This window comes from Caulobacter segnis (genome assembly GCF_019931575.1).
Lineage (GTDB): Bacteria > Pseudomonadota > Alphaproteobacteria > Caulobacterales > Caulobacteraceae > Caulobacter > Caulobacter segnis_C.
In genome coordinates this window covers 4,966,872-4,992,806 of the sequence record NZ_CP082923.1, presented here as the reverse complement: position 1 = coordinate 4,992,806, position 25,935 = coordinate 4,966,872, and the positions used below count along the sequence as shown (strand labels likewise).

Genomic DNA, 25,935 nt, shown 5'->3' with positions numbered 1-25,935 from the left:
TGGCGCAGGTTCGCTTCGGACGCGAGCCGCGACGGATGAGGACATGGTTCTGATGAAGCGATGGACGGCTGCGGCGGCGACCGCGTTGATCCTGTCTGGCGTTGGAGCCAGCGGCGCGGCCCACGCCCAGCAAGGCGACTCGAGCGCGCCGATCGACGTGTCCGCCGATCAGCAGGAAACGATCAACAGCAAGTGCATCACGATCTTCCGCGGCAACGTGGAGATCCTGCAGAACCGCTCGCGCATGCGCGCCAAGCAGGTGACGATCTACAGCGCCCGCAAGGCCGGCGGCGACGCCAACAACAACTGCGGCGCGGCCCAGCGCATGGAAGCCGAGGGCACGGTCTATCTAGTCAGTGAAGCCCAGCAGGCTCGCGGCGATCACGCCGTCTACACCTTCGACAACAACATCGCCGTCTTGACCGGCAATGTCGTCGTCACGAAGGGCAAGGACGTGACCACTGGCGACAAGCTGACGGTCAACACCAAGACCAACGACGCCAAGCTGGAATCCAACAATCCGGGCCGCGCCTCGCCCAAGCGCGTGCGCGCCGTGTTCTATCAAGAAGACAGCAAGACGTCCGACACGCCGGCCGCCGCCGACCAGAACGCCCCGCGCTAGAGTCCCTTCATGACCCTGACCTCCAACGACATGGACGGCCTGTTCGTCGACTCCGTGGGCAAGTCGTTCGGCGACCGTCCGGTCGTCAAGAACGTCTCCCTGCGCTTGAAGCGCGGCGAGGTCGCCGGCCTGCTGGGCCCGAACGGCGCCGGCAAGACCACCTGCTTCTACATGGTCACGGGCCTGATCGCCGCCGACTACGGCGCGATCTATCTGGATGGCGAGAACATCACGTCCCAGCCGATGTTCCAGCGCGCCCGCCTCGGCGTCGGCTACCTGCCGCAGGAAGCCTCGATCTTCCGGGGCATGACGGTCGAGCAGAACGTCATGGCCGTGGTCGAGATGCGCCAGAAAGATCCGCGCAAGGCCCGCGAACAGGTGACCAGCATCCTGGAAGAGCTGCGCATCACCCACATCCGCAAGTCGCCCGCCGTCGCCCTGTCGGGCGGTGAGCGCCGCCGCGTGGAAATCGCCCGCGCCCTGGCCAGCGAGCCGTCGTTCATGCTGCTGGACGAGCCCTTCGCCGGCATCGACCCCCTGGCGATCGCCGACATCCGCGAGGTGGTCGGCTACCTCAAGGGCCGCGGCATCGGCATCCTGATCACCGACCATAACGTGCGCGAGACGCTGGACATCATCGACCGCGCCTCGATCATCCACGCCGGCGAGGTGCTGTTCGAAGGCTCGCCGCGCGAGATCGTCGACAACCCGGAAGTTAAGCGCGTCTATCTGGGCGACAGCTTCTCCGAGCCCAGATTGGGTGACTGATTGGCGCGGGGAACGGGCGAAAGCCGCCCTTTCCCCCTCCCAAGCGCGCTCCAAGTCCTTGTTTTGACAAGGCGAAGACCCTCGTCGCGATATTTTTCGGGACGGAAGGTCGCACCGGCCCGATATTTGCAGGCGTTGGCGACCCGTTAACCAAACCAGCCCTTCAATGACGCTCGAAAGTTCATTCGTTCGTCAGGAGGGCGCATTGGCGCTCAGCCACCGACTGGAGCTCCGGCAAGGCCAGGGCCTCGTCATCACCCCGCAGCTGCAGCAGGCCATCAAGTTGCTGCAACTGTCGAACATCGAGCTGGACGCCTTCGTCGAGGCCGAGCTGGAGCGCAACCCGCTCCTGCAACGCGACGAGGGCGAGTCCGAGCCGGCGGGTGAGGTCGAGGCCGTGCGCGACGCCAGCCTGACCCAGGTCGACGCCGTGGCCGACACGACGGCCGGCCGCGAACTGGACACCCCCTCCGACGACGTCTCGCCAGGCGAGCGCGCCACGGGCGACGGCGCGGACCCCGACCATGGGGCGGAGCACGCCGGCGGCCAGATCGACTGGTCGCGCGCTGGCGGCGGCGGCTCGTTCGAGGGCGACGAGGGCTACGAGAGCGCCCTGACCGACGTTCCGACCCTGGCCGCCCACCTGCGCGCGCAGCTGGTCCAGGCGGCCCTGTCGCCGGCCCGCAACGCCATCGCCGAGATCCTGATCGACGCCGTCGACGAGGGCGGCTACCTGCGCCTGGACGTGATCGAGCTGGCCGCGCGCCTGGGCTGCAAGCTGGAGATGGTCGAGGAGACCCTCGCCACGCTGCAGGGCTTCGAGCCCGTCGGCGTCTTCGCCCGCGACGTGCGCGAGTGCCTGGCGCTGCAGCTGAAGGACCTGAACCGCTACGACCCCTGCATGGCGGCGATGCTCGACAATCTCGAGCTCCTGGCCAAGCGCGACATGGCCGGCCTGCGCCGGATCTGCGGCGTCGACGACGAGGACCTGCGCGACATGGTCGCCGAGATCCGGTCGCTGAACCCGCGTCCGGGCGCGGCCTATCACAGCGAACCGGCCGAGACCCTGGTGCCCGACGTCATGGTCCGCGAGGGCCTGGGCGGCATGTGGCATGTCGAGCTCAACACCGACACCCTGCCGCGCGTGCTGGTCGACCAGCGCTACCACGCCCGCGTCTCCAAGGGCGCGCGCAGCGATCAGGAGAAGACCTTCGTCGCTGACTGCATGGCCACGGCCAACTGGCTGGTGAAGAGCCTGGACCAGCGCGCCAAGACCATCCTGAAGGTCTCCAGCGAGATCGTCCGCCAGCAGGACGGCTTCCTGGCCTTCGGTGTCGAGCATCTGCGCCCGCTGAACCTGAAGACCGTGGCCGACGCCATCGGCATGCACGAGAGCACGGTCAGCCGGGTCACCTCGAACAAGTACATCGCCACGCCGCGCGGGGTGTTCGAGCTGAAGTTCTTCTTCACCTCGGCCATCCAGTCGTCGGAAGGCGGCGAGGCCCACTCGGCCGCCAGCGTCCGTCACAAGATCAAGGGCCTGGTCGACGCCGAGAAGACCGAGGCGCAGGTCCACTCCGACGACGCCATCGTTGAAATTCTCAAGGCCGCCGGGGTCGACATCGCCCGTCGGACCGTGGCCAAGTATCGCGAAGCCATGCGGATCCCGTCGTCGGTCGAGCGTCGTCGCCTGATGAAGGAAGCGGTCTAGAACCCCTTCCGCGCGTTTCGAAGCGGTGGAAGGGTCGCGATGAGTGAAAAGAGTCTGGCGGACGTGATCGAGGGGTTCGGCGAGGACGCCAGCCCCACCCTCACGGTCGGCGAGATGCTGGCCGCGTTCGACAGCCGCGCGTTCGGGGCCATGCTGCTGGTTTTCGGCCTGCTGAACACCCTGCCGCTGCCGCCGGGGTCCTCGACCCTTCTGTCTCTGCCGATCCTGTTCCTGGCCCCGCAGATCGCCATGGGCGCCGACACGCCGTGGCTGCCCCGCGCCCTCGTGGAGAAGCCGCTGAAGCGCGACGACCTGCGCGGACTGTTCCGGCGGCTTGGCCCGATCGTCCGCAGCATGGAGCTAGTCACCCGTCCCAGGCTGCGACCGATGTTCGCACCCCTGGGCGAGCGGGCCATCGGCGTGGTCTGCACATTGCTGGCCCTGGTGCTGGTCCTGCCGATCCCTTTGGGCAACCTTGCGCCCGGCGCGACCGTCGCCGTCCTGGCCCTCGCTCTGCTCCAGCGGGACGGCGTTCTGGCCCTGCTGGGCTACCTGATGGCGCTGGGAAGCGGGGCCTTGCTGTTCGTCAGCGCCCACGTCGTGATCATCGCCGTGCGCAAGCTCATGGGGGTCTTTTCGGGGCTCATGTGAGGCCCTTAGAGGCCTCTCCTTAAGGACCTACGGCGCCGCTTGACACCCGTCTTTGACAGGCGCGTTGTATCGATATGCAAGTCCAAGTCTCCGGCAAGCATGTCGACGTTGGTGAGGCTCTGCGAGCGCGAGTCTCCGACGAAATCGCTCTGAGCATTGGGAAATACTTCGATCGAGGCGGCGCAGCCGAGGTCGTGGTCAGCAAGGATGGCTATGCCTTCCGTGTCGATTGCTCGGTAAAGCTGGCTTCGGGCCAGCAACTCATCAGCCACGGTTCTGGCGGCGACGCGCACGCGGCGTTCGACTCGGCCCTGGCGAAGATCGACACCCGTATTCGACGATACAAGCGGCGGCTGAAGAGCCACTCGGCGGCCGCCACGGCCAAGCAGGTCGAGAACGCCTCGATGTTCGTTCTCCGGGCCCCCGAGGCCGAGGACATCGAGGACGAGGACTGGGTTGGTGACAACGACCACCCGACGGGCGCGCCCGCGGCGATGGTCATCGCGGAGACCCACGCCGCAGTGAAGACGATGACCGTTTCCATGGCTGTCATGGAACTGGACTTGACCGCCTACCCGGCAATCGTGTTTAGGAACGCCGCCCACGGCGGATTGTCCGTGGTGTACCGGCGTCCAGACGGGAATATCGGCTGGATCGACCCCGAACGCACGAAGTCGCTGAACGGGCACGGGTCAACCGCGAGCTAACCGGCCAGCCATGGTCGGAGGCGTCGTCGGCGGACCCTCGGCGACGGCGCCAAGGCGGTCGACAACGAGCGAGCGTTAGATCCATGACCATTGGCGATCTTCTGGACCCTGGAGCGGTGGCGCTGCGCGCCGGCGCTCCCGGCAAGCGCCAGGCTCTTTCCATGGTCGCCGACGTCGCCGCCCGCGTGCTGGGCGTCGACGTCGACGCCGCGCTAGAGGGCCTGGTCGACCGCGAGGCCGCCGGTTCGACCGGCGTGGGCGAGGGCGTGGCCATTCCGCACGCGCGCCTGGACGGCCTGGACCGCGTCCGCGCGGTCATGGTGCGCCTGGATGCGCCGGTGGCCTTCGACGCCCTCGACGACAAGCCCGTGGACCTGCTGGTGGCTCTGTTCGCCCCGCGCGACGCCAACGCCCAGCATCTGCGGGCCCTAGCCCGGGTGGCGCGGATGATGCGCCAGCCCGAAATCCGCTCGGCCCTGCGCCAGGCGCGCTCGGCCGACGCCATCCATGTGCTGCTGACGCACGAGGCGACCAGCACGGCGGCCTAGGAGGCCTCTGGAGGGCCCGTGAGGGCCCTCTTTCGTTTCAAGCTTAGTGGACCGACACCGGGGCCAGTTCGTGGGCCAGGGCGGCGGCGATCGCCGTGTCGCGATCGATCATGACGGCCAGACGGGCTCCGTCGGCGCGGCACACCGCGTACAGGGTCTGGTCGGGCGACAGGTTGAAGTCCTCCACGCCTTCCGGGACGTCGGCCAGGATCTCGGCGGCCTTGATCGGCCGGACATAGACGAGATCGGGCGCGCCGAGGGCCGCGAAGGCTTCGCTCGTGAAGAGCGGGTCGTGGTGGGTGTTAGGCGTCATGATGACCACCTCCTTGGTTAGGGAACGCGCCTTTCTCCGGCCGGTTCAGCGCCGCGCCGGGAGGGACGGGTTCCACGCGGCTGTTCAGCCCGCGCTACGGATCGGAATGCGCTTGATGAGGCGCTCGGGTTCGGGCCGAGCCAGGTCGATGTGCAAGAGGCCGTGCTCCAGGGTCGCGGCGGTCACCTCCATGCCCTCGGCGAGGACGAAGGTGCGCACGAAGCCCCGGGCGGCGATGCCCCGGTGCAGGAAGGCCCGCTCGGCCTCCGAACGCCCGTCGGCGCTGTCGCGCTTGCCCGCCACGATCAGCTGACCCGCCTCGACCGTCACCTGCAGCTGCTCGGGCGAGAAGCCCGCCACCGCCAGGGTGATGCGCACGCCGCCGTTGTCGGCCTGCTCGACATTGTAGGGGGGATAGCTTTCCGAGGCGGCCTTGGCGGCGCGCTCGATCAGGTCTCGGGTGTGCTCGAAGCCCAGCAGGAAGGGGCTGTCGAACAGGATCGTCCGGGTCATCGCGAAGTCCTCGCTCAAGCGACTTCGTTCGCGGAGACAAACCCGAGGATCGGCGCAGATCCCCACGACACGGCTCCAGATGTGGAGGTCGTAGACGGAGGGTTCAAGAGGGGAGCGGGGCCGTGAAGAATTCAGGCCCAGAAATGGACAAGGCCCGGACGTTTCCGTCCGGGCCTTGATGGTGGAGCTAAGCGGAGTCGAACCGCTGACCTCTTGAATGCCATTCAAGCGCTCTACCAGCTGAGCTATAGCCCCAAATTTTTCCTGGGGAACCTTGCGGTAACTCTCGGAAATCCTTGGTCTCTTCGGCGTTTCCGACTTGCGTCGCCCCCCCGAAGAGGCGCGGAAACTAGTCCGGGATTTTTTTGGGATCAAGCCTCTTCTCGAACTTTTTTCGAGAAAAGTGTCGCAGCCCCTCAAACCCCTGTGGATAGCCGGTTTCGGGGATCCGAAGCCGGCTATCCATCAAGGCGATCGCCTGGATCAGTCGTCGTCGCCCTCGCCGGGCAGGCCTTCGATCTCGTCGTCGAGATTGTCCTCGTCGTCCTCGTCCTCCAGGAACGGAACGTCGTCGGCCTCGTCCTCGGCGAGATCCTCGTCCTCGGCGAAATCGACGCCCAGGTCGTCACCGGCCGCCGGCGTGGCGCCGGGTTCGGCGTCCTCGTCGTCGGTCTCGACGACGTCGGCCTCGGCCGCCTCGTCGATTTCCGGGGTTTCGTCGACCTCGTCCTCGTAGCCGTCGACCTCCTTCGGGGCCGGCGTCTCCTTTTCATCGTCGGAGTCGTAATCCGGCGTGATGGCGCGGGCGCGGACGCGACGCGACTTCAGGGCCTCTTCCGGGTCGAACTGCTCACCGCATTTGGGGCAGACGGCCGGGCGGCGGTTGAGATCGTAGAACTTCGATTGGCAGTTGGGGCAGATTTGTTTTGCGCCCAAGTCGGGATTGGCCAAGGTGGCGACCCTTTGATCCTGATGGGAAAAGCGGCGGGTCACTTGCCATGGCGAGAGCCCGCTGTCAAAAGCAAACCCCTTCGCGCAAACCACCAAATACTAAGGAGCCGGTTTCGGCATGTCGTCGGCTGGATTGAAGAGCGCCCCCGGAAGCGCTCTGCGAGGGATCGTGCGAGCTCCGGGTGACAAGTCGATTTCGCACCGATCGATGATCCTGGGCGCGCTGGCGACCGGGACGACGACGGTCGAGGGTCTGCTGGAGGGCGACGACGTTCTCGCCACCGCGCGGGCCATGCGGGCCTTCGGCGCGCGGGTCGAGCAGGAAGGCGTCGGGCGCTGGCGCATCGAGGGCAAGGGCGGCTTCGAGGAGCCGGTCGACGTCATCGACTGCGGCAACGCCGGCACCGGCGTGCGCCTGATCATGGGCGCGGCCGCCGGCTTCCCCATGTGCGCCACCTTCACCGGCGACAGCTCGCTGCGCGGCCGTCCGATGGGCCGGGTGCTGGATCCGCTGGCCCGCATGGGCGCGACCTGGCTGGGCCGCGACAAGGGCCGCCTGCCCCTGACCCTGAAGGGGGGCGGTCTGCGCGGCCTGAACTACACCCTGCCCATGGCCTCGGCCCAGGTGAAGTCGGCCGTGCTGCTGGCCGGCCTGCACGCCGAGGGCGGCGTCGAGGTGATCGAGCCGGAAGCCACCCGCGACCATACCGAGCGCATGCTGCGCGCCTTCGGGGCCGAGGTGATCGTCGAGGACCGCAAGGTCGGCGACAAGACCATCCGCCACATCCGCCTGCCCGAGGGCCAGAAGCTGACCGGCACGCACGTGGCCGTGCCGGGCGATCCGTCCTCGGCGGCGTTCCCGCTGGTGGCCGGCCTGATCGTCCCCGGCTCGGAAGTGACGGTCGAGGGCGTGATGCTCAACGAACTGCGCACCGGCCTCTTCACGACCCTGCAGGAAATGGGCGCTGACCTGGTGATCACGAACCGGCGCGTCGCCAGCGGCGAAGAGGTCGGCGACGTCACCGCCCGCTATTCCAAGCTCAAGGGCGTGGTCGTCCCGCCCGAGCGCGCCCCGGCGATGATCGACGAATATCCGATCCTGGCCGTCGCGGCCGCCTTCGCCTTCGGCGAGACGGTGATGCGCGGCGTCGGCGAGATGCGCGTCAAGGAAAGCGACCGCATCGCCCTGACGGCGGCGGGCCTCGAGGCCTGCGGCGTCGATGTCGAGGAAGAGCCGGAGGGCTTCATCGTCCGCGGGACCGGCCAACCGCCGCGCGGCGGGGCGACCGTCGAGACCCACGGCGACCACCGGATCGCCATGAGCCACCTGATCCTGGGCATGGCCGCCCAGGCCCCGGTGGCGGTGGACGAGCCCGGCATGATCGCCACCAGCTTCCCGGCCTTCGCCGACCTGATGCGCGGGCTTGGGGCGACCTTGGGCGAGGCCTGACACATGGGTTTCGTGATCGCCGTCGACGGGCCGGCCGCCTCGGGCAAGGGCACGATCGCCAACCGACTGGGCGCGCTCTACGGTTTTCCCGTGCTGGACAGCGGCCTGCTGTATCGCGGCGTCGGCGTGAAGCTGACCGAGCAGGGCGGTGACCTAGACGACGTCGCGGCGGCGACCGCCGCGGCCGAGACCCTGGAGGCCTCGGAGCTGGACCGTCCCGAGCTGCGCACCCGCGCCGCCGGCGAGCTGGCCAGCCGCGTCGCCGTCCACACGCCGGTCCGCCTGGCCTTGCGCGACTTCCAGGTGCGCTTCGCGGCCCAGGAGCCCGGCGCGGTGATCGACGGCCGCGACATCGGCACGGTCATCTGCCCCGAGGCCCCGGCTAAGCTCTACGTCACGGCGACCGCCGCGATCCGCGCCGACCGTCGTTGGAAACAGCTGGTGGGGCAGGGCGAAGGCGTCACCTACGAGGAAATCCTGGCCGACATCCTGCGCCGGGACGAACGCGACGGCGGCCGTAAGGACTCGCCGATGTCGCAGGCGGACGACGCCGTCTTGCTCGATACGTCGGAAATGACTATAGAGCAGGCCTTCGATGCGGCCCGCCGTATCGTCGAGGACGCGCGCGCCCGCTGGAAGGCCTGATCCAAGGTCTGGCTTTCAGGGCAAATCCACCGCCGACCTCGCCGCGATAGAGAGAACATCGCGGGATCCGCAGACAACCCACTTCATCCGGAATCCCGAGAACCGCTTTCTCCAGCGGCGCTCACCACAGGGCTTCCCCCAACCTACGAGACTAAAGATCAGCATGGCTGACGATATGAGCTTCAACCCGACGCGCGACGATTTCGAAGCGCTGCTGAACGACTCGATGGGCGGCCGCGACTTCGCGGAAGGCACCGTCGTCAAGGGCAAGGTCGTCGGGATCGAAAAGGACTTCGCCATCATCGACGTCGGTCTGAAGACCGAAGGTCGCGTCCAGCTGAAGGAATTCGGCGTCGACGAGAACGGCAAGGCCACCATCAAGACCGGCGACACCGTCGAGGTCTTCCTGGAACGCCTCGAAAACGCGATGGGCGAAGCGGTCATCAGCCGCGAGAAGGCCAAGCGCGAAGAAGCCTGGACCCGTCTGGAAGGCGTCTACGCCCGCAACGAACCCGTCATGGGCGCCATCGTCGGCCGCGTGAAGGGTGGCTTCACCGTCGACCTGGGCGGCGCCTCGGCCTTCCTGCCGGGCTCGCAAGTCGACATCCGTCCGGTCCGCGACGTCGGTCCGCTGATGGGCAAGGAACAGCCCTTCGCCATCCTGAAGATGGACCGTCCGCGCGGCAACATCGTCGTCTCGCGTCGCGCCATCCTGGAAGAAGCCCGCGCCGAGCAGCGCACCGAACTGGTGTCGCAGCTGCAAGAGGGTGAAATCCGCGAAGGCGTCGTCAAGAACATCACCGACTACGGTGCGTTCGTCGACCTGGGCGGCATCGACGGCCTGCTGCACGTCACCGACATGAGCTGGAAGCGCGTCAACCACCCGAGCCAAGTGCTCGCCGTGGGCGACACCGTGAAGGTCCAGATCGTCAAGATCAACCCGGACACCCAGCGCATCAGCCTCGGCATGAAGCAGCTGCAGTCGGATCCGTGGGATGGCGTCGAAGCCAAGTACCCGGTCGGCGCCAAGTTCACGGGCCGCATCACCAACATCACCGACTACGGCGCCTTCGTGGAGCTGGAAGCCGGCGTTGAAGGCCTGGTGCACGTCTCGGAAATGTCCTGGACCAAGAAGAACGTCCACCCCGGCAAGATCGTCTCGACCTCGCAGGAAGTCGACGTGGTGGTGCTGGACGTCGATCCGTCCAAGCGTCGCGTCTCGCTGGGCCTGAAGCAGGCCCTGGCCAACCCGTGGGAAGCCTTCCTGGAAGCGCACCCGGTCGGCTCGACCGTCGAAGGCGAAGTCAAGAACGCGACCGAATTCGGTCTGTTCGTCGGCCTCGACAACGACATCGACGGCATGGTCCACCTGTCGGACATCGACTGGAGCGTCCCGGGCGAAGAAGCCATGGCCCGCTACAAGAAGGGCGACGTGGTCAAGGCGAAGGTTCTCGACGTCGACGTCGAGAAGGAACGCATCTCGCTGGGCATCAAGCAGCTGGCCGGCGACCCGATGTCGGGCGACACCTTCCGCAAGAACCAGACCGTGACCGTCACCGTCACGGAAGTCACCTCGGGCGGCATCGAAGTTCGCTTCGGTGAAGACGACGCCCCGATGACCGCCTTCATCCGCAAGTCGGACCTGTCGCGCGATCGTCAGGAACAGCGCCCCGAGCGCTTCGCCGTGGGTGACCGCGTCGACGCTCAGATCACCAACATCGACAAGGCGGCTCGCCGCGTGTCGCTGTCGATCAAGTCGCTGGAAATGGCCGAAGAGAAGGAAGCCATCGAGCAGTTCGGCTCGTCGGACTCCGGCGCTTCGCTGGGCGACATCCTGGGCGCCGCTCTCCGCGAGCGCGCTTCCAAGGAATAGTCTTCGGCTCCATCGGAGTTGAAGTCGCGGCGGCGGGAGCGATCCCGCCGCCGTTTTCTTTTGCGCCGTTCCCTTTCGGGAAAATCCCTGCCACAACTGCCTGAGGTTGAGTTCGGGGAGGCGTGGGTGCGGGGTTTCAGGTTCGCGGCTCTGGCCGCTGTGTCGGTCGTCGTCCTGGCCGGTGCGGCCCGAGCCGATGAAAAGCCCAGTTACGGTCCGCCGGCCAAGTGGGTGCAGGTGGCCGAGATCCCGGCCCCGCCAGTCGACGACCAAGCCCCCTCGACCCAGCTGCTGTTGGACGACAACCAGTCCCAGCACGACAATACCGGGTCAGCCTTCTACAACCGCCGGGTCGTCAAGATCCTGAAGCCCGAGGCGCTGCAGGGCGGTTCGCGCTCCGTCACCTGGGACCCCGTCCGCGACAAGGTCACGCTCCACGCCCTGGCCATCGTCCGTGACGGCAAGCGCATCGATCTGCTCAAGAACGGCGAGGACGTGCTGGTCCTACGCCGCGAGAAGAACCTTGAGCGCGCCATGCTGGACGGTCGCATGACGGCCTCGATCCAGATCAAGGACCTGCAGGTCGGCGACATCGTCGACTGGGCTTGGACCTACGAGCACCGCGATCCGCTGGTCGGCGGCCGCACCAACGACTTCGAGCGTATGGGCTGGACGGGCGCGGTTGGCCGCTATCGAGTCCGCGTATTGTGGGCCGACGGCACGCCCCTGACCTGGAAGGCCTCGACGGCCTTCCCCGAGCCTAGGGTCGTCAAGTCCGGCAAGACCAATGAGCTGCTGGTCGATGTCGCCGCCGCCAGGACGCCCAAGGCCCCGATCGGAGCGCCACTTCGCTTCCAGCGCCTGGGCATGTTGGAGGCCACGACCTACACCGGCTGGGACGACATTTCTCGCCGCATGGCGCCGCTCTACGCTAAGGCGTCCGAGCTGTCGGCCGACTCGTCGCTGCGGGCCGAGATCGCCGGGATCGCCGCCGCCAGCACGGACCCCAAGGTCCGGGCCTTCAAGGCGTTGCAGCTAGTCGAGGACAAGACCCGTTACCTGTTCTTGGGCATGGGCGATGGCGGCTACAAACCCGCTTCGGTCGACGAGACCTGGTCGCGGCGTTTCGGCGACTGCAAGGGCAAGACCGTACTGCTGCTGGCCATTCTTCGCGAATTGGGAGTCGAGGCCGAGCCGGTATTGGTGTCCACGACCAGCGGCGACGGCTTGGACGCGCGCTTGCCTTCGGCCGCGCCGTTCAATCACGTGATCGTTCGCGCCCGCCTGGGGGATAGGAGCTATTGGCTGGATGGAACCCGATCGGGCGACCTGGGCGATATCGACGGGCTGCGGCCGCCGCCGTTCCGCTGGGCCTTGCCGCTGCGCACGGCGGGGGCGTCGCTCGAGGAGATCGTCCAGACGCCGCTGGCCAAGCCGGACACCGAAGGCGTGATCCGCATCGACGCCTCGGGCGGTCTCGACAAGCCGGCGCCGACGACCATGAGCATGATCTTTCGGGGGGACGCGGGCCTGGCCATGGCGCGGGCGCTGCGCACCGCGCCGCGCGCCGATGTCGAGCGCGGCCTTAAGCAACAGTTCTCCAGCAGCAACAGCTGGCTGACCATCGAGAAGATCGATTTCGACATCAGTCCCGACGGCGTCGGGAAGGTGGTGATCACCGGCGCGTCCGAGATGGACTGGCGGATGAACGACGACGTCGGCGCCCGGGAATACAAGTTCCCCGGTTCAGGATCGGGCAAGGCCATGACCTTCCCGCGCCGCGAACCCGGACCGAACGCCGATGCGCCTTATATGACGCCCTTCCCGACCTACAATAGCGCCGTGGTCGAGATCGTGCTGCCCAACAAAGGGGCGGGCTATTCAGTGAAGGGCCTGACCTGGTCGGGGCGCGTGGCCAATAGCGACATCGCCCGGACGGCGGGCTTGAGCGATGGCGTGGCGCGATTCACCCAGACCAGCCGCAGCACGGGCCGCGAACTGCCGTTCAGTGAGGTCGACGAGGCCAACAAGGCCGCCCGCCGCCTGGCGGCCGAGGCCGAGATCATCCGCGCGCCGAAGGGTTCGTGAGGTCTTCCGAATGGCGCGCGGCGGGTGTCGGAACCGTCCAGGTTTTCGGCTGCCGCGCGCCGTGCATTAACCGAACCTCGTTCGTGAATCGCACGCAACCCCTTGAAGACTCAGCCGTCGTTGGGCAAAGGTCCCCTCCGCGCCCTTCTCCTCCAAGGGTGTTCCGGGGATATCGATGATCAAGTCTGAACTCATCGCCAGGCTCGCGAATGAAAATCCGCACCTGACGCAGAAGGACGTCGAACGCGTGGTCGGCGTGATTCTCGAGCGCATGATCGGCGCTCTGGAGGACGGCGGTCGCGTGGAGCTGCGGGGCTTCGGGGCCCTGTCGGTCCGCTCGCGCCCCGCCCGCACCGGCCGCAATCCCCGCACCGGCGAGGCCGTCGAGGTCCGCGCCAAGCACGTGCCGTTCTTCAAGAGCGGCAAGGAACTGCGCGCCCGCCTGAACGCGGACGGCGACGAGTAGGCTTGAGCCTGTTCTCCTGAAGCTTGCCCTGGCGCGCGAATGACGCCAGCCTCCGGCCTCCTTATCGAGGCAGCGAGGGATTTGTCATGAGCGTGGTCAAGGAATTCCGCGAGTTCATCGCCCGCGGCAACGTCATCGACCTGGCCGTCGGCGTGATCATCGGCGCGGCGTTCAACGGCATCGTCAAGAGCCTGGTCGACCAGGTGATCATGCCGCCGATCGGCCTGCTGACCGGCGGCCTCGACTTCTCGAAGCTGGAATGGGTGCTGCGTCCCGAGAACCCGGCGACCGAGGCGATCGAGAAGGTCTCGGTGCAGTACGGCGCCTTCATCAACACCCTGATCCAGTTCTTCATCGTCGCGATGGTGGTGTTCCTGCTGGTCAAGGTCGTCAATGGCATCCGCCGCGCCGACGCCGCCGAGTCGGCTCCCGAGGCGCCGGCGGCCCCGACGCCGGAAGAGAAGCTGCTGACCGAGATCCGCGACCTGCTGGCGAAGACGTAGGGCCTAGCCGCCCGTCAGGGCCCCTATCGCCGCCTTCGCCGCCGTCTGGCCCGTCTGCCAGGCGCCGTGGGCGGTGGAGAAGAAGTTCGGGCTGCAGGCCTCGCCGGCGAAGAACAGGCGCTGGTCGACCGGCGCGGCCAGGACGGCTCGCGCGCCCGCGTGGCCGGGCAGGGCGTGCGAGTACGAGCCGCCGGCGAACGGATCGCCGGCCCAGTGGGTCTCGGCCAGCACATGCACCTTCCGGCGCACCTCGCCGCCATAGACCTCCGCCAGGCCGTCGATCGCGAAGGCGGCCGCCGCGCCGGGACCCTGGCCTTCCAGCGACCGGGCATGGGCGCCGCCGAGGAACACCTCGATGATCGGCCTGTGCAGCGGGCGCAGGTGGTAGGCGCCGGTCGCGGTGGTGTGGGGATCGCCGTAGACCTGGGTCTCCGGCGGGAACATCTCGGGCTCGTCCAGCGTCAGGAACACCTTGTCGGCCAGGCCCAGCGGCAGGCCGGCGGCGGCGTCGAGCTTGTCGGCCAGGGCCGGCATGAAGCGGAGCGCTCCGGTGGCCAGGATGGTCGTCGGCACGCAGACGATCACGGCGCGCGCCGAGACGTCGCCGAGCGCCGTTTCCAGCGTCACGCGCGGGCCGTCGTGGCGGATCATCGTCACCGGGCAGGAGAGGCGCGTCGGCAGGGCCTTCGGCGCGAGGCGAGCGATGGCCGTTCCATAGCCCTCGGCGACGCGCCAGTTGACCTCGGTGTCGTCATAGGCCGCGTAGTCGTGCAGCGAGACCTGGTCGAACTCCGCGCCGTTGTAGAAGGCGCTGAAGGCGTTCAGCAAAGGGTTCCAGGGGCTGTCCGGGTCCATCAGGTCCGAGGCCGGGCGATCGGGGCCGCCGTCGCGCGCGGCCGCCTCGATCCGGGCGTCCAGCGCCTGGAAGGCCTCGCCGAACGCCGCGCGCTCCCTACGACTAAACACCGGATTGTCGGCGATGTTGGCCCAGGGCGGCGGGGTCTTGTCGATGGTCAGGCCCAGGGCCTCGACCCTGGCCACCAGCGGGTTCTGGTCGGCCGAGTGCAGCCATTCGCAGCCCAGGTCGATCGGGCCGATCGCGGTCTGGATCGTGTGGGCCCGTCCGCCGAGGCGGTCGCGGGCCTCCAGCAGGACGCCCGTCAAGCCGCTGGCGGCCACGGTCTCGGCGGCGGCCAGGCCGGCGGCGCCGGCGCCCACGATCGCGATGTCGACCTCGTCCATGAGACCTCATCGGATCGTGGGACCTAAAGCTTCCCTACTTTTGCAGACTGGCCGCGTCGAGGTCCAGCTTGTCGGCCGGGATCACCGTGGCGTTCGGCGCGGCCTTGGTCAGGTCCGCGCCCATGGCCTTGGCGTCGCCGGCGACGATGACGCTCATCTGGGCCGGGTCCAGCTTGTCCTTGGCGAAGGCCTGGACCTCGGCGGGCGTCACGGCCTCGACCTTGGCGGCGTAGCTCTGGATCTCGGTCAGCGGCACGCCGTAGACGGCCAGGTTGCCCAGGATGTTGGCCAGGCCCTCCGAGGTGCCGAGGTCGCGGCCGAAGCCGCCGACCAGCACCGACTTGCGCGCCGCCAGTTCGCCGACCGAGGCCGGCTCGGCGGCCAGGCGGGTCAGCTCGGCGCGGGTCAGGGTGACGACCTCGCCGGCCGAGGGGTTCTTGGTCTGCACCCGGGCCGAGAAGCCGCCGAAGCGTCCCTGCGGCGTCAGGCTGGAGCCGGCGCCGTACGACAGGCCGCGCTTGATGCGGATCTCCTGGTTCAGGCGCGAGGAATAGCCGACGCCCAGCACCGTGTTGGCCACGACGCCCTGGTAGTAGTTCGGGTCGGCGCGGGTGATGGCCGGCTTGGCCAGCACCACGGCCGCCTGGCCGGTGCCGGGGAGGTCGATGACCAGGTTGCGCGGCTGGTAGCCGCTCGGGGCGGCCGGCGGAGCCGGTGGCGGCGTGGCGGGCTTCTTCCACGACCCGAAGGCCTTCTCGGCCAGGGCGAAGCCGGCCTCGGGGCTCAGGTTGCCGGTCAGCACCAGCACCGCGTTGTCCGGACGCCAGTAGGCGGCGTGGGTCTTGGCCAGGTCCGTCCGCTTGACCTTGGGCAGCGAGCCCGGCGTGCCGCCGGCCACGTGGCCGTAGGCCGAGCCGGCGTACAGCACCGGCGCGGTGGCGAAGGCCGCCAGGGAGCCCGGGCGTTGGTACGAGACCGACAGGCCGTCCAGGGTCTCGGTGCGGACGCGGTCCAGCTCCTCGGTCGAGAAGGCCGGGTGCTGGGCCACGTCGGCCATGATGGTCATGGCCGGGGCGGCGTTGTTGGCCGTGACGCTGAGCGTCAGCGAGGCGGCCTCCCAGCCCGAGCCGGCTTCCAGATTGGCGCCCAGGGCCTCGGTCTCACGGGCGATCTGGGTGGCCGAGCGACTGGTGGTGCCCTCGGTCAGCAGCTCCGAGGTCAGGCTGGAGGTCCCCGCCAGGCCGGCCGGGTCGGAGCTCGCCCCGCCCTTCACGGTCAGGTCGGCGGTGATCAGCGGCAGGTCGCTGGACTTGGCGACGATGACCCGCAGGCCGTTGGCCAGGGTCTTCTCGGCCGGGGTCGGCAGCGCGGCCGGAACCGGCGCGGCGACGGCCGGAATCTTCTCGCGATCGCCCTCGGGCGCCAGGGTCGTGACCGGCCCGTCGTACTTGACCGAGGCGACCTTGGGGATCGGGGGCGTGACGTCCTTCTCGCCGGCCGGGCGGTCCTTCTCGGGCAGGTAGCGGATCACCGTGCGGCGGTCGTCGGCCAGGTACTTGCGGGCGACGCGCTGGATGTCGGCGGCGGTGACGGCCTGCAGCTTGGCCAGGCTGGTGTTGGCCGTGGCGGCGTCGCCCTCGGTCTCCAGGGCGTAGCCGATGGCGAAGGCGCGACCGTCGATCTCCTCGCGGCGGCGGACGGCGTCGGCCAGCAGACCGGCCTTGGCCTCGGCCAGTTCGGCGGGCGTGACCAGGCCGTCGCGGACGCGGGCGACCTGGGCGCGCAGGGCCGTCTCGCCCTGGGCCACCGTCTTGCCGCCGGCCATGATGGCGCCGACGTAGAACAGGCCCGGCTGGGCGTTGTTCGGGGCGCTGGAGAACACCTGCTGGGCGATCTTCTGCTCGTAGACCAGGCTGTCATAGAGCCGCGAGGACTTGCCGGCCGACAGGACGGCGTCCAGCACCGCCAGGGCTGGCGTGTCCTTGTCGGCGGCGGCCGGGGCCTGCCAGGTGATGGCCAGGGCCGGCAGCGGCACGTTGGGGCCATAGGTGTTGACGGTCTTGGGACCGGTGCGGGCCGGCTCGACCACGGTGACCTTCGGGATGTCGCCCGCCGGCTTGGCGATCGGCGCGAAGTACTGGTCGATCATCGCGTCCAGCTTGGCCTGGTCGAAGTTGCCGACGATGATCAGGGCCGCGTTGTCCGGACGATAATAGGTCTGGTGGAAGGCGCGGACGTCGTCGACCGTGGCCGCGTCCAGCTCCTCGATCGAGCCGATGCCCGGCCGCTGGTACGGGTGGGTCGTGTACGACTGCTGCGGGATCGAGAGGGCGAAGAAGCGGCCGTAGGGATCGGCCAGCACGCGCTGGCGAAGCTCTTCCTTCACGACGTCGCGCTCGGAGGCGAACACCGCGTCGTCGATGACCAGCGACTTCAGGCGGTCGGCCTCGGCCCACAGCAGGCGCTCCAGGTGATTGGCCGGCACCACCTCGTAGTAGTTGGTGAAGTCGTCCCAGGTGGAGGCGTTGTTGAAGCCGCCGACGTCCTCGGTCAGGCGGTCCAGCGTCTCGTTGGGCATGTTGCGCGTGGCCTTGAACATCAGGTGTTCGAACAGGTGCGCGAAACCGGAACGACCGTGCGGATCGTCCTTGGAGCCGACGCCGTACCAGACCTGCACCGACACGTTCGGGGTGGTCGCGTCGCGCGACGTGTAGACCTTCAGGCCGTTGGCCAGCACGCGCTGCTGATAGACGATCGGCGGAACCTTGATGGCCGAGACCGCCGGCGCCGCGGCCGCGGGCTTGGGCTTGGCCTTCGTCGCCGCCATGGCCAGGGGTGACAGCGCCGTCGTCGAAAGGGCGGCCGCCACGAGGGCGAGCTTGGCGGTGCGGATCATGCGCGAAGGTCTCCTGGAAAGTGTGGCGCGACCCTAGCACCGCTCGAACGCGGGTAAACCTTACCGAGCTGTCATGTGCGGATGGAACCATTGAACTCCGCTTGTGTTACAGTTGGTCGTTTCGCCCCCGCCGTAGGGTCGTGCGTACCGGGGGAAAGCTTGTCCGACATCTCGCTCCGCGACCGCCTGCGTGCGGCGACCACCGAAAGTCACGCGGCGCTGGACGCCACCGTGGCCGGCTGGCGCATCGAGACGCCCCTGGGCTATGGCGCTTTCCTTTCGGCGTCGGCCGCCGCCCTGGCGCCGCTGGAACTGGCCTTGGAGCGGGCAGGCGTCGCCGAGTGGCTGCCGGACTGGGCGCACCGCGCCCGCCGCGCCGGCCTGGCCCGCGATCTCGCGGCCCTGGGGCTGGAGGCGCCGCCGTTCGCGTCGGCCACGGTTCCCGACCGCGATTTCGCCGCCGGCCTGCTCTATGTGCTGGAGGGCTCGAGGTTGGGCGCGCGGTTCCTGGCCCGCCAGGTGCGCGGCGCCGACGCCGGCCTGCCGCTGGCCTATCTGACCCATGGCGAGGGCCAGGAGCTGTGGCGATCCTTCGTGGCTTGGCTGGAAGCGATACCCAAAGTCGGGTTTCGGACAGACGCGGCCGAGGCCGGAGCGCGATATGGGTTCCGATGTTTCTCGGACGCGTTCGAGAGGTTGGCCCCTTCACCTGGAAGCCTGAATGTCCGAACTGGCGCCCATGTCCGGGTTTGAGGTCGACCTGACGAACTGTGACCGGGAGCCGATCCACATCCTAGGCTCGGTCCAGCCGTTCGGCGTGCTGCTGGCCGTCAATTCCGACTGGGTCGTGGTCCACGCCTCGACGACCAGCCTGCGCTATCTGGGCGTGGCGGCGGCGGACCTGCTGGGCCGGCCGCTGACCCAGGTGATGAGCGGTCACGCGATCCACAACATCCGCGGTCGCCTGCAGGTGATGCGTGGCGCCGATGCGGTGGAGCGCATGTTCGGCCAGCCCCTGGTCGACGGCGGCGAGGATTTCGACCTCGCCCTGCACTATTCCGGCCGCCTGCTGATCATTGAGGGCGAGCCCAGCCATCCCGACACTCTGATCGAGCCTGCTTCGGCGGTCCGTTCGATGACCACGCGCATCGCCGCGCGCCCGACCTTCGAGGAGTTCTGTCACGAGGCCGCCCGTCAGGTGCGGGCCCTGACAGAGTTCGACCGGGTCATGGTCTATCGCTTCGCGCACGACGGCGCCGGCGAGGTGATCGCCGAGTCGGTGCGGCCGGGCATCGGCTCGTTCCTGGGCCAGCGCTATCCGGCCTCGGACATCCCGGTCCAGGCTCGCGCCCTCTACGAGCGCAGCTGGCTGCGGATCATCGCCGACGTCGACGCCGAGATCTCGCCGATCATCCCGCAGGTCAGCCCCTCGGGGGAGCCCGTCGACCTGTCGATGAGCATGCTGCGCGCCGTCTCGCCGATCCACATCGAGTACCTGCGCAACATGGGCGTGGCCGCCTCGCTGTCGATCTCGATCCTGCGCGACGGCAAGCTGTGGGGCTTGTTCGCCTGCCACCACTACGCGCCCAAGCACATCAGCTACGAGCGCCGCACGGCCGCCGAGCTGTTTGGCCAGCTGTTCTCGCTGAACCTGGAGAGCCGCGAGCGCGAGATCGAGACCCGGCGCATGGCCGAGGCCCGCAACCTGCACGACCGCATGATGAACGCGGTGGTGAAGGCCAATGCCGGCGCCGACAGCCTCAGCCCCTATCTCGACGACCTCTGCCGCCTGGTCAGCTGCGACGGCCTGGCCCTGTGGCTGGAGGGGCGGCTGACCCTGCGCGACTCCACGCCCGACGCCAGCGACGTCCACACCCTGGTCCGGGTGCTGCGCGACAAGGACACCCACTCGGTGTTCGCCACCAACGATATCAGCGCCCTGCTGCCGTCGGCCGCCGCCTGGTCGGAGAAGGCCGCCGGCATGATGGCCGTGCCGCTGTCGCGGGCCCCGCGCGACTACCTGATCTTCTTCCGCAAGGAGGAGGCCAAGACGGTGGTCTGGGCGGGCAAGCCGGCCAAGCTGGTCCAGGTGGGGCCCTTGGGCGACCGCCTGACCCCGCGCAAGAGCTTCGAGGCCTGGGAAGAGACCGTGCGCGGCCAGAGCCGGCCTTGGACCACGGTCGAGCGGTCGCTGGCCGAGAGCATGCGCGCCAGCCTGCTGGAGATCGTCTTCCGCCTGACCGACCTGGCCGACGAAGAGCGCCAGCGCGCCAACCAGCGCCAGGAACTGCTGATCGCCGAGTTGAACCACCGGGTGCGCAACATCCTCGGCCTGATCCGGGGGCTGATCAGCCAGAGCCGGGCCGGCGTCTCCAGCGTCGAGGAGTTCGCCGAGGTGGTCGGCGGCCGCGTCCAGGCCCTGGCCCGGGCCCACGACCAGATCACCCGCCACCAGTGGGGCCCCGGCGCCCTTTCCGACCTGATCACCGCCGAGGCCGAGGCCTATCTCTCCACCAAGGCCGAGCGCGTGAAGCTGAACGGCGCCCCGACCGCCCTGGCGCCGGACGCGTTCTCGATCCTGTCCCTGGTCATCCACGAGCTGATGACCAACTCGGCCAAGTACGGCGCCCTGTGCGACCAGCGCGGCCAGGTGACGATCGACTGGTCGCGCGACGCCAAGGGCGACCTGATCATCGACTGGCGCGAGAAGGACGGCCCGCCCGTCAAGGCGCCGACCCGCAGGGGCTTCGGCTCGACGATCATCGAGCACTCGATCCCGCACGACCTGAACGGCGAGGTGGCGCTGGACTACCGGCCCGAGGGCTTCCAGGCCCGGATCCGCATCCCCGGACGCTATGTCACCACCGAGGGCGTCACCGCCGCCGTGACCCAGCCGCGCCGCACCGACACGCCGGTCCGCGCGCCCGAGACGATGCTGGTGCTGGAAGACAACATGATCATCGCGCTGGATCTCGAGGACATGCTGACCCGGCTGGGCGTCAAGCAGGTCACCGTGGCCTCCAGCGTCGGCCAGGCGATGGACGCCCTGGCCGAGGCCCTGCCGCCGTTCGCCATCCTGGACGTCAATCTCGGCCAGGAGACCAGCTTCCCGGTCGCCGAGGCCCTGCAGGCGGCCGGCGTGCCCTTCGCCTTCGGCACCGGTTTCGGCGACAGCGCCGCCTTCCCCGACCGCTTCCGCGACGCCCCGGTGCTGCAGAAGCCCTACAGCGCCGAAAGCGTGGCGGCCCTCTTCTAGGGACGGTCCAGCACGAACCGGGCGCCCTGCTCCGGCGTCGGGACCATGCAGCGGTCGCTGCGGCCCCACAGCCGGTAGCGATTGGCCGCCATCCAGTCGTAGGCCATGTCCGTCAGGCCTCGTGGCAGGCCGTCGATCACGGCCAGCCAGCGCCAGGGCGCGGGCAGGCGGCGCAGCAGGGCGGCGATGGCGGCGGTCTTCCGCAGCGGGCGGCCGTGGTCGAAGAACAGGAAACTCTCGGGCGTATCGGGGTCCAGGCCGTGGGCGAGGGCCAACTCGCGTCCGTAGATCGACTGGATCGGGGTGAAGCGGATCGGGCCATGTCGATCCCAGGCCAGCACGGTGCGGACAGTCCCGTCGCAGAGATGACAGACGCCGTCGAACAGCATCAGGCCGTCCGGTTCCCCTTGGCGCTCGACATCGCTCATCCGCCCTCGCATTCCCGCCGCAGCGCCTTCAGGGACTGGGGCACGTCGCGGCGCATCATGGCGCTGACCAGCCCGGCCGGCACGGCGACGGGCGCGGCGGCCCACAGGTCGTAGGTGACGCGGGTGCGCTGGCCGTTGTCCAGCGGTTCCAGCCGCCAGAAGCCCTCGCAGGCGCGGATGTCGCCGCCGATGCAGGTGAAGCGGATTTCGCGGTCCGGGATCAGGGTCACGCGCGAGGTGGAGTGCATGGCGGGCCAGAAGAAGCCCCACTTGACCGTGTGCTCGCGGATTTCCGTCCCGTCCGGCGCGCGCGAGACGACGCGGCAGCTCTTGACGCCCGGGCTCATGCGGGCGGCGCGGTCGCAGTCGAGGATGACGCGGAAGACGACGGCGGGCGGGGCTGCGATGTCGATGCTGGCCCGGACCAGGCCCCGGCCGTGGTCGTCGGCATGGGCCTCGACCGCAAGGCCGCCATCCTTAAGGTCCCACTCGGCCGCCGCCCGCGCCGGGCCGGCGAAGGCGAGAAGGGCAAGGAGAAGAACCAGCCGGCGCATCATGCTGAAGCTAACGCGCCGGCTTTGATTTAGTCAGGCCCCGGAGCCGTTTTTTAAGCGGCTCGGAGTCCAGGCAAGGAAGAGGAGCGCGAGGATCACGCCCCGGCGCGATTTTTCACCAGATCATCGACCACGGACGGATCGGCCAGGGTCGAGGTGTCGCCGAGGCTGCCCAGTTCGTTCTCGGCGATCTTGCGCAGGATGCGGCGCATGATCTTGCCAGAGCGGGTCTTGGGCAGGCCCGGCGCCCATTGCAGGACGTCCGGGGCGGCGAACGGGCCGATCTCGTGGCGGACCCACAGGACCAGGTCCTTGCGAAGTTGGTCGGTGGCCTCGACGCCCGCCTTCAGGGTCACATAGGCGTAGACGCCCTGGCCCTTGATGTCGTGCGGATAGCCGACCACGGCGGCCTCGGCGACGGCCTCGTGGGCCACCAGGGCGCTTTCGATCTCGGCCGTGCCCAGGCGGTGGCCCGAGACGTTGATCACGTCGTCGACCCGGCCGGTGATCCAGTAGTAGCCGTCGGCGTCGCGGCGGCAGCCGTCGCCGGTGAAGTACTTGCCGGGATAGGTCGAGAAATAGGTGTCGAAGAAGCGCTGGTGGTCGCCATAGACCGTACGCATCTGGCCCGGCCAGCTGTCGGTCAGGACGAGGTTGCCCTCGGTCGCGCCGTCCAGGACCTTGCCCTCGGCGTCGACCAGCTGCGGCTTGACCCCCGGCAGCGGCTTGGAGGCCGAGCCCGGCTTCAGGTCGGTGGCGCCGGGCAGCGGGGTGATCAGCATGCCGCCGGTCTCGGTCTGCCACCAGGTGTCGACGATCGGCAGGCGCTCCTTGCCGACCACGCGGTGGTACCAGAGCCAGGCTTCCGGATTGATCGGCTCGCCGACGCTGCCCAGCACGCGCAGGGACGACAGGTCGTTCTTGGTCACGTAGTCGTCGCCCTCGCGCATCAGGGCGCGCAGGGCCGTGGGGGCGGTGTAGAAGATCTCGACCTTGTGCTTGTCGATCACCTCCCAGAAGCGGCTGGGGGTCGGATAGTTGGGCACGCCCTCGAAGATCAGGCTGGTCCCGCCATTGGCCAGCGGGCCGTAGACGACATAGCTGTGGCCGGTGACCCAGCCCACGTCGGCCGTGCACCAGAAGACTTCGCCGGGTTTGTAGTCGAACACCGCCCAGAACGTCCAAGAGGCCCAGGCCAGGTAGCCGCCCGTGGTGTGCAGCACGCCCTTGGGCTTCCCCGTCGAGCCCGAGGTGTAGAGGATGAACAGCGGGTCCTCGGCGTTCATCGGCTCGGGCGGGCAGTCGGCCGAGACGGTGTCGCGGACGTCCTGCCAGACGATGTCGCGGCCGGACTTCAGCGGCACGTCGGCCCCGGTCCAGCGGATCATCAGAACCTTGCCGACCCAGGGGCAGTGGTTCAGGGCCTCGTCGATATTGGCCTTCAGCGGCACCCGGCGGCCGCCGCGGCGGCCCTCGTCGGCGGTGATCACGAAGTGCGAGGCGCAGTCCTGGATGCGGCCGGCGATGCTGTCGGGCGAGAAGCCGCCGAACACCACCGAGTGCACCGCGCCGATCCGGGCGCAGGCCAGCATGGCCACCGCCGCCAGCGGCACCATCGGCAGGTAGATCGTGACCCGGTCGCCCTTCTGGACGCCCTGCGCCTTGAGGACGTTGGCCATGCGGCAAACCTCCTCGTGCAGCTGGCCGTAGGTCAGGGTGCTGGAGGTCCCTGGCTCGTCGCCCTCGAAGATCAGGGCGACGTCGTCCTTCTTGGCGGGCAGGTGACGGTCCAGGCAGTTGGCCGAGACGTTGAGGACGCCGTCCTCGTACCAGCGGATGTGGAAGTCGTCCTTGGCGTAGGAGACGTCCTTGATCCGGGTGGGGGCCTTGATCCAGTCGAGGCGGGCGGCGATGTCGCGCCAATAGCCCTCGGGATCAGCCTCGACCCGGGCCACGGCGGCCGCATAGGCGGCGGCGTCGATATGCGCCTGTTCCGCCAGGTCCTTGGGAACCGGGAAAACCTGTCCGTCGCTCACCAGCCGTACTCCCTTATCTTGTTGGTCGCCGGAATAGGCGAAGCCAGCCGCTCGGCGCAAGAAGACCATTGTGGTTTCTCACGTCGATACGGCTGGCGCGTGTCTAGTGAACAGCTCGGATCAGAAGAAGCCGAGGGCCTTGGGGCTGTAGCTGACCAGCATGTTCTTGGTCTGCTGGTAGTGGTCGAGCATCATCTTGTGGGTCTCGCGGCCCACGCCCGACTGCTTGTAGCCGCCGAAGGCCGCGTGGGCCGGATAGGCGTGGTAGCAGTTGGTCCAGACGCGACCGGCCTCGATGCCTCGGCCGAACCGGTAGCAGCGGTTGGCGTCGCGGCTCCATACCCCGGCGCCCAGGCCGAAGGCGGTGTCGTTGGCGATGGCCAGCGCTTCCTCCTCGGTCTTGAAGGTGGTCACCGCCAGGACCGGGCCGAAGATCTCCTCCTGGAAGATCCGCATCTTGTTGTGGCCCTCGAACACGGTCGGCTCGACATAATAGCCGTCGGCCAGCTGGCCCGGCAGGATCTTGCGCTTGCCGCCAGCCAGCAGCTTGGCGCCCTCGTCGCGACCGATGTCCATGTAGCCGAGGATCTTGTTCAGCTGCTCTTCGGAGGCCTGGGCGCCGATCATGGTGGCGGGGTCGAGCGGGCTGCCCTGGACCACGGCGTTCACGCGCTTCAGCGCCTTCTCCATGAACTTCTCGTAGATCGACTCCTGGACCAGCGCCCGGCTGGGACAGGTGCAGACCTCGCCCTGGTTCAGGGCGAACATGGTGAAGCCCTCCAGGGCCTTGTCCAGGAAGTCGTCGTCCTCGCGCGCCACATCGTCGAAGAAGATGTTCGGCGACTTGCCGCCCAGCTCCAGGGTGACCGGGATCAGGTTCTGGCTGGCGTACTGCATGATCAGCCGGCCGGTGGAGGTCTCGCCGGTGAAGGCGATCTTGGCGATGCGCGGGCTGGAGGCCAGGGGCTTGCCGGCCTCGATGCCGAAGCCGTTGACGATGTTCAGCACGCCGGCGGGCAGCAGGTCGCCGATCAGCTCGGCCCAGACCATGATCGAGGCCGGGGTCTGCTCGGCGGGTTTCAGCACCACGCAGTTGCCGGCCGCCAGGGCTGGAGCCAGCTTCCAGCAGGCCATCAGCAGCGGGAAGTTCCAGGGTATGATCTGGCCGACCACGCCCAGCGGCTCGTGGAAGTGATAGGCGATGGTGTCGTGGTCGATCTCCGAGATCGAACCTTCCTGGCTGCGCAGGCAGCCGGCGAAGTAGCGGAAATGGTCGATGGCCAGCGGGATGTCGGCGGCCATGGTCTCGCGGATCGGCTTGCCGTTGTCCCAGGTCTCGGCCGTGGCCAGGATCTCGAGGTTCTCCTCCATGCGGTCGGCGATGCGCAGCAGGATCCGCGAGCGGTCGGCGGCGCTGGTCTTGCCCCAGGCGTCCTTGGCGGCGTGGGCGGCGTTCAGGGCGCGCTCGACGTCGATGTCTTGCGAACGGGCGACCTCGCAGATCTTGCGGCCGTGGATGGGCGAGCTGTTGTCGAAGTAGCGACCGTCGGCCGGGGCGACCCACCGGCCGCCGATGAAGTTGTCGTAGCGGGCCTTGAACGGCGGGCGCGACAGCGAGTCGATGAATTCGGGCTTGGTCATGAGTTTCCTCCATGCGCCTGACGGCGTCTTGGAGGCAGATTGACCCGGCGCGGGCGCGGCGCAGCCGGGGTCG

23 protein-coding genes and 1 tRNA gene are annotated in these 25,935 nt (G+C 68.5%); 14 read left to right on the top strand and 10 right to left on the bottom strand.

Annotation, left to right across the window (positions count from 1 at the left end; translation table 11 throughout):
* The first annotated feature begins 52 nt into the window (after positions 1 to 52).
* From K8940_RS22880 to ptsN, 6 genes are all read left to right on the top strand, one after another.
* Positions 53 to 622, top strand: a complete 570-nt coding sequence (locus tag K8940_RS22880; protein ID WP_223395958.1) for an LptA/OstA family protein — start codon at positions 53 to 55, stop codon at positions 620 to 622.
* 9 nt (positions 623 to 631) lie between these two features.
* Positions 632 to 1,390: an LPS export ABC transporter ATP-binding protein gene (gene lptB / locus K8940_RS22875; protein ID WP_223392329.1), complete on the top strand. Its 759-nt coding sequence runs from the start codon at positions 632 to 634 to the stop codon at positions 1,388 to 1,390.
* Between the two features lie 205 nt (positions 1,391 to 1,595).
* Positions 1,596 to 3,101, top strand: a complete 1,506-nt coding sequence (gene rpoN, locus K8940_RS22870; protein ID WP_223392328.1) for an RNA polymerase factor sigma-54 — start codon at positions 1,596 to 1,598, stop codon at positions 3,099 to 3,101.
* Positions 3,102 to 3,140: 39 nt separating this feature from the next.
* Positions 3,141 to 3,752, top strand: a complete 612-nt coding sequence (locus K8940_RS22865) for an exopolysaccharide biosynthesis protein (RefSeq protein WP_223392327.1) — start codon at positions 3,141 to 3,143, stop codon at positions 3,750 to 3,752.
* A 74-nt stretch (positions 3,753 to 3,826) separates the two neighbouring features.
* Positions 3,827 to 4,459 (top strand): ribosome hibernation-promoting factor, HPF/YfiA family, encoded by a 633-nt coding sequence (gene hpf, locus K8940_RS22860; RefSeq protein WP_223392326.1) that lies wholly within the window; start codon positions 3,827 to 3,829, stop codon positions 4,457 to 4,459.
* A gap of 83 nt (positions 4,460 to 4,542) precedes the next feature.
* On the top strand, positions 4,543 to 5,007 hold the full coding sequence (gene ptsN / locus K8940_RS22855; protein WP_223392325.1) for a PTS IIA-like nitrogen regulatory protein PtsN: 465 nt from the start codon (positions 4,543 to 4,545) through the stop codon (positions 5,005 to 5,007).
* Between the two features lie 43 nt (positions 5,008 to 5,050).
* On the opposite strand, the gene K8940_RS22850 is transcribed toward ptsN, so the two are convergent.
* The 4 genes from K8940_RS22850 to K8940_RS22835 form a co-directional block, all read right to left on the bottom strand.
* Positions 5,051 to 5,320 (bottom strand): DUF1150 family protein, encoded by a 270-nt coding sequence (locus K8940_RS22850; RefSeq protein ID WP_223392324.1) that lies wholly within the window; start codon positions 5,318 to 5,320, stop codon positions 5,051 to 5,053.
* An 84-nt stretch (positions 5,321 to 5,404) separates the two neighbouring features.
* Positions 5,405 to 5,833: an Hsp20 family protein gene (locus tag K8940_RS22845; RefSeq protein ID WP_223392323.1), complete on the bottom strand. Its 429-nt coding sequence runs from the start codon at positions 5,831 to 5,833 to the stop codon at positions 5,405 to 5,407.
* 179 nt (positions 5,834 to 6,012) lie between these two features.
* Positions 6,013 to 6,088, bottom strand: a tRNA-Ala gene (locus K8940_RS22840).
* Positions 6,089 to 6,316: 228 nt separating this feature from the next.
* Complete coding sequence (locus tag K8940_RS22835) at positions 6,317 to 6,784, bottom strand: TIGR02300 family protein (protein ID WP_223392322.1); 468 nt, start codon at positions 6,782 to 6,784, stop codon at positions 6,317 to 6,319.
* 118 nt (positions 6,785 to 6,902) lie between these two features.
* Between K8940_RS22835 and aroA the strand changes: the two genes are divergently transcribed.
* From aroA to mscL, 6 genes are all read left to right on the top strand, one after another.
* Complete coding sequence (gene aroA, locus K8940_RS22830; RefSeq protein ID WP_223392321.1) at positions 6,903 to 8,234, top strand: 3-phosphoshikimate 1-carboxyvinyltransferase; 1,332 nt, start codon at positions 6,903 to 6,905, stop codon at positions 8,232 to 8,234.
* Between the two features lie 3 nt (positions 8,235 to 8,237).
* The gene (gene cmk / locus K8940_RS22825; protein ID WP_223392320.1) at positions 8,238 to 8,879 is read left to right on the top strand and encodes a (d)CMP kinase; all 642 of its coding nucleotides are present in this window, start codon (positions 8,238 to 8,240) and stop codon (positions 8,877 to 8,879) included.
* 163 nt (positions 8,880 to 9,042) lie between these two features.
* Positions 9,043 to 10,752 carry a 30S ribosomal protein S1 gene (rpsA, locus tag K8940_RS22820; RefSeq protein WP_223392319.1) on the top strand — a complete coding sequence of 570 codons (1,710 nt, stop codon included), beginning with the start codon at positions 9,043 to 9,045 and terminating at the stop codon, positions 10,750 to 10,752.
* Positions 10,753 to 10,878: 126 nt separating this feature from the next.
* The gene (locus tag K8940_RS22815) at positions 10,879 to 12,840 is read left to right on the top strand and encodes a DUF3857 domain-containing transglutaminase family protein (protein WP_223392318.1); all 1,962 of its coding nucleotides are present in this window, start codon (positions 10,879 to 10,881) and stop codon (positions 12,838 to 12,840) included.
* A gap of 175 nt (positions 12,841 to 13,015) precedes the next feature.
* Complete coding sequence (locus tag K8940_RS22810) at positions 13,016 to 13,306, top strand: integration host factor subunit beta (protein WP_004617135.1); 291 nt, start codon at positions 13,016 to 13,018, stop codon at positions 13,304 to 13,306.
* An 86-nt stretch (positions 13,307 to 13,392) separates the two neighbouring features.
* The gene (gene mscL, locus K8940_RS22805) at positions 13,393 to 13,809 is read left to right on the top strand and encodes a large-conductance mechanosensitive channel protein MscL (protein ID WP_223392317.1); all 417 of its coding nucleotides are present in this window, start codon (positions 13,393 to 13,395) and stop codon (positions 13,807 to 13,809) included.
* 3 nt (positions 13,810 to 13,812) lie between these two features.
* Here the strand turns inward: mscL and K8940_RS22800 are convergent, their stop codons facing one another.
* Both K8940_RS22800 and K8940_RS22795 read right to left on the bottom strand, forming a co-directional pair.
* Positions 13,813 to 15,051, bottom strand: a complete 1,239-nt coding sequence (locus K8940_RS22800) for a flavin monoamine oxidase family protein (RefSeq protein WP_223392316.1) — start codon at positions 15,049 to 15,051, stop codon at positions 13,813 to 13,815.
* 34 nt (positions 15,052 to 15,085) lie between these two features.
* Positions 15,086 to 17,947 carry a M16 family metallopeptidase gene (locus K8940_RS22795; protein ID WP_223392315.1) on the bottom strand — a complete coding sequence of 954 codons (2,862 nt, stop codon included), beginning with the start codon at positions 17,945 to 17,947 and terminating at the stop codon, positions 15,086 to 15,088.
* Between the two features lie 159 nt (positions 17,948 to 18,106).
* Between K8940_RS22795 and K8940_RS22790 the strand changes: the two genes are divergently transcribed.
* Both K8940_RS22790 and K8940_RS22785 read left to right on the top strand, forming a co-directional pair.
* The gene (locus K8940_RS22790; protein ID WP_223392314.1) at positions 18,107 to 18,700 is read left to right on the top strand and encodes a biliverdin-producing heme oxygenase; all 594 of its coding nucleotides are present in this window, start codon (positions 18,107 to 18,109) and stop codon (positions 18,698 to 18,700) included.
* Positions 18,669 to 21,203 (top strand): HWE histidine kinase domain-containing protein, encoded by a 2,535-nt coding sequence (locus tag K8940_RS22785; protein WP_223392313.1) that lies wholly within the window; start codon positions 18,669 to 18,671, stop codon positions 21,201 to 21,203. The genes K8940_RS22790 and K8940_RS22785 overlap by 32 nt, the downstream gene beginning before the upstream one ends.
* Here K8940_RS22785 and K8940_RS22780 read toward each other — a convergent pair.
* The 4 genes from K8940_RS22780 to adh all read right to left on the bottom strand — a co-directional run bounded on the left by K8940_RS22780 (position 21,200) and on the right by adh (position 25,862).
* On the bottom strand, positions 21,200 to 21,643 hold the full coding sequence (locus tag K8940_RS22780) for a thiol-disulfide oxidoreductase DCC family protein (protein WP_223392312.1): 444 nt from the start codon (positions 21,641 to 21,643) through the stop codon (positions 21,200 to 21,202). The two genes, K8940_RS22785 and K8940_RS22780, sit on opposite strands and share 4 nt — an antisense overlap.
* On the bottom strand, positions 21,628 to 22,185 hold the full coding sequence (locus K8940_RS22775; protein ID WP_223395957.1) for an SRPBCC family protein: 558 nt from the start codon (positions 22,183 to 22,185) through the stop codon (positions 21,628 to 21,630). The genes K8940_RS22780 and K8940_RS22775 overlap by 16 nt, the downstream gene beginning before the upstream one ends.
* Positions 22,186 to 22,280: 95 nt before the next feature.
* The gene (acs, locus tag K8940_RS22770; RefSeq protein WP_223395956.1) at positions 22,281 to 24,224 is read right to left on the bottom strand and encodes an acetate--CoA ligase; all 1,944 of its coding nucleotides are present in this window, start codon (positions 24,222 to 24,224) and stop codon (positions 22,281 to 22,283) included.
* A 117-nt stretch (positions 24,225 to 24,341) separates the two neighbouring features.
* On the bottom strand, positions 24,342 to 25,862 hold the full coding sequence (adh, locus tag K8940_RS22765) for an aldehyde dehydrogenase (protein WP_223392311.1): 1,521 nt from the start codon (positions 25,860 to 25,862) through the stop codon (positions 24,342 to 24,344).
* Positions 25,863 to 25,935 lie beyond the last annotated feature (73 nt).

Coding starts and splice junctions, on each gene's coding strand:
- ptsN (WP_223392325.1), top strand. CDS start 4,543: ATGACCATTGGCGATCTTCTGGACCCTGGAGCGGTGGCGCTGCGCGCC.
- K8940_RS22795 (WP_223392315.1), bottom strand. CDS start 17,947: ATGATCCGCACCGCCAAGCTCGCCCTCGTGGCGGCCGCCCTTTCGACG.
- aroA (WP_223392321.1), top strand. CDS start 6,903: ATGTCGTCGGCTGGATTGAAGAGCGCCCCCGGAAGCGCTCTGCGAGGG.
- mscL (WP_223392317.1), top strand. CDS start 13,393: ATGAGCGTGGTCAAGGAATTCCGCGAGTTCATCGCCCGCGGCAACGTC.
- cmk (WP_223392320.1), top strand. CDS start 8,238: ATGGGTTTCGTGATCGCCGTCGACGGGCCGGCCGCCTCGGGCAAGGGC.
- hpf (WP_223392326.1), top strand. CDS start 3,827: ATGCAAGTCCAAGTCTCCGGCAAGCATGTCGACGTTGGTGAGGCTCTG.
- K8940_RS22775 (WP_223395957.1), bottom strand. CDS start 22,185: ATGCGCCGGCTGGTTCTTCTCCTTGCCCTTCTCGCCTTCGCCGGCCCG.
- lptB (WP_223392329.1), top strand. CDS start 632: ATGACCCTGACCTCCAACGACATGGACGGCCTGTTCGTCGACTCCGTG.
- K8940_RS22850 (WP_223392324.1), bottom strand. CDS start 5,320: ATGACGCCTAACACCCACCACGACCCGCTCTTCACGAGCGAAGCCTTC.
- adh (WP_223392311.1), bottom strand. CDS start 25,862: ATGACCAAGCCCGAATTCATCGACTCGCTGTCGCGCCCGCCGTTCAAG.
- K8940_RS22845 (WP_223392323.1), bottom strand. CDS start 5,833: ATGACCCGGACGATCCTGTTCGACAGCCCCTTCCTGCTGGGCTTCGAG.
- K8940_RS22780 (WP_223392312.1), bottom strand. CDS start 21,643: ATGCGAGGGCGGATGAGCGATGTCGAGCGCCAAGGGGAACCGGACGGC.
- K8940_RS22810 (WP_004617135.1), top strand. CDS start 13,016: ATGATCAAGTCTGAACTCATCGCCAGGCTCGCGAATGAAAATCCGCAC.
- K8940_RS22785 (WP_223392313.1), top strand. CDS start 18,669: ATGTCCGAACTGGCGCCCATGTCCGGGTTTGAGGTCGACCTGACGAAC.
- K8940_RS22865 (WP_223392327.1), top strand. CDS start 3,141: ATGAGTGAAAAGAGTCTGGCGGACGTGATCGAGGGGTTCGGCGAGGAC.
- rpsA (WP_223392319.1), top strand. CDS start 9,043: ATGGCTGACGATATGAGCTTCAACCCGACGCGCGACGATTTCGAAGCG.
- K8940_RS22880 (WP_223395958.1), top strand. CDS start 53: ATGAAGCGATGGACGGCTGCGGCGGCGACCGCGTTGATCCTGTCTGGC.
- K8940_RS22800 (WP_223392316.1), bottom strand. CDS start 15,051: ATGGACGAGGTCGACATCGCGATCGTGGGCGCCGGCGCCGCCGGCCTG.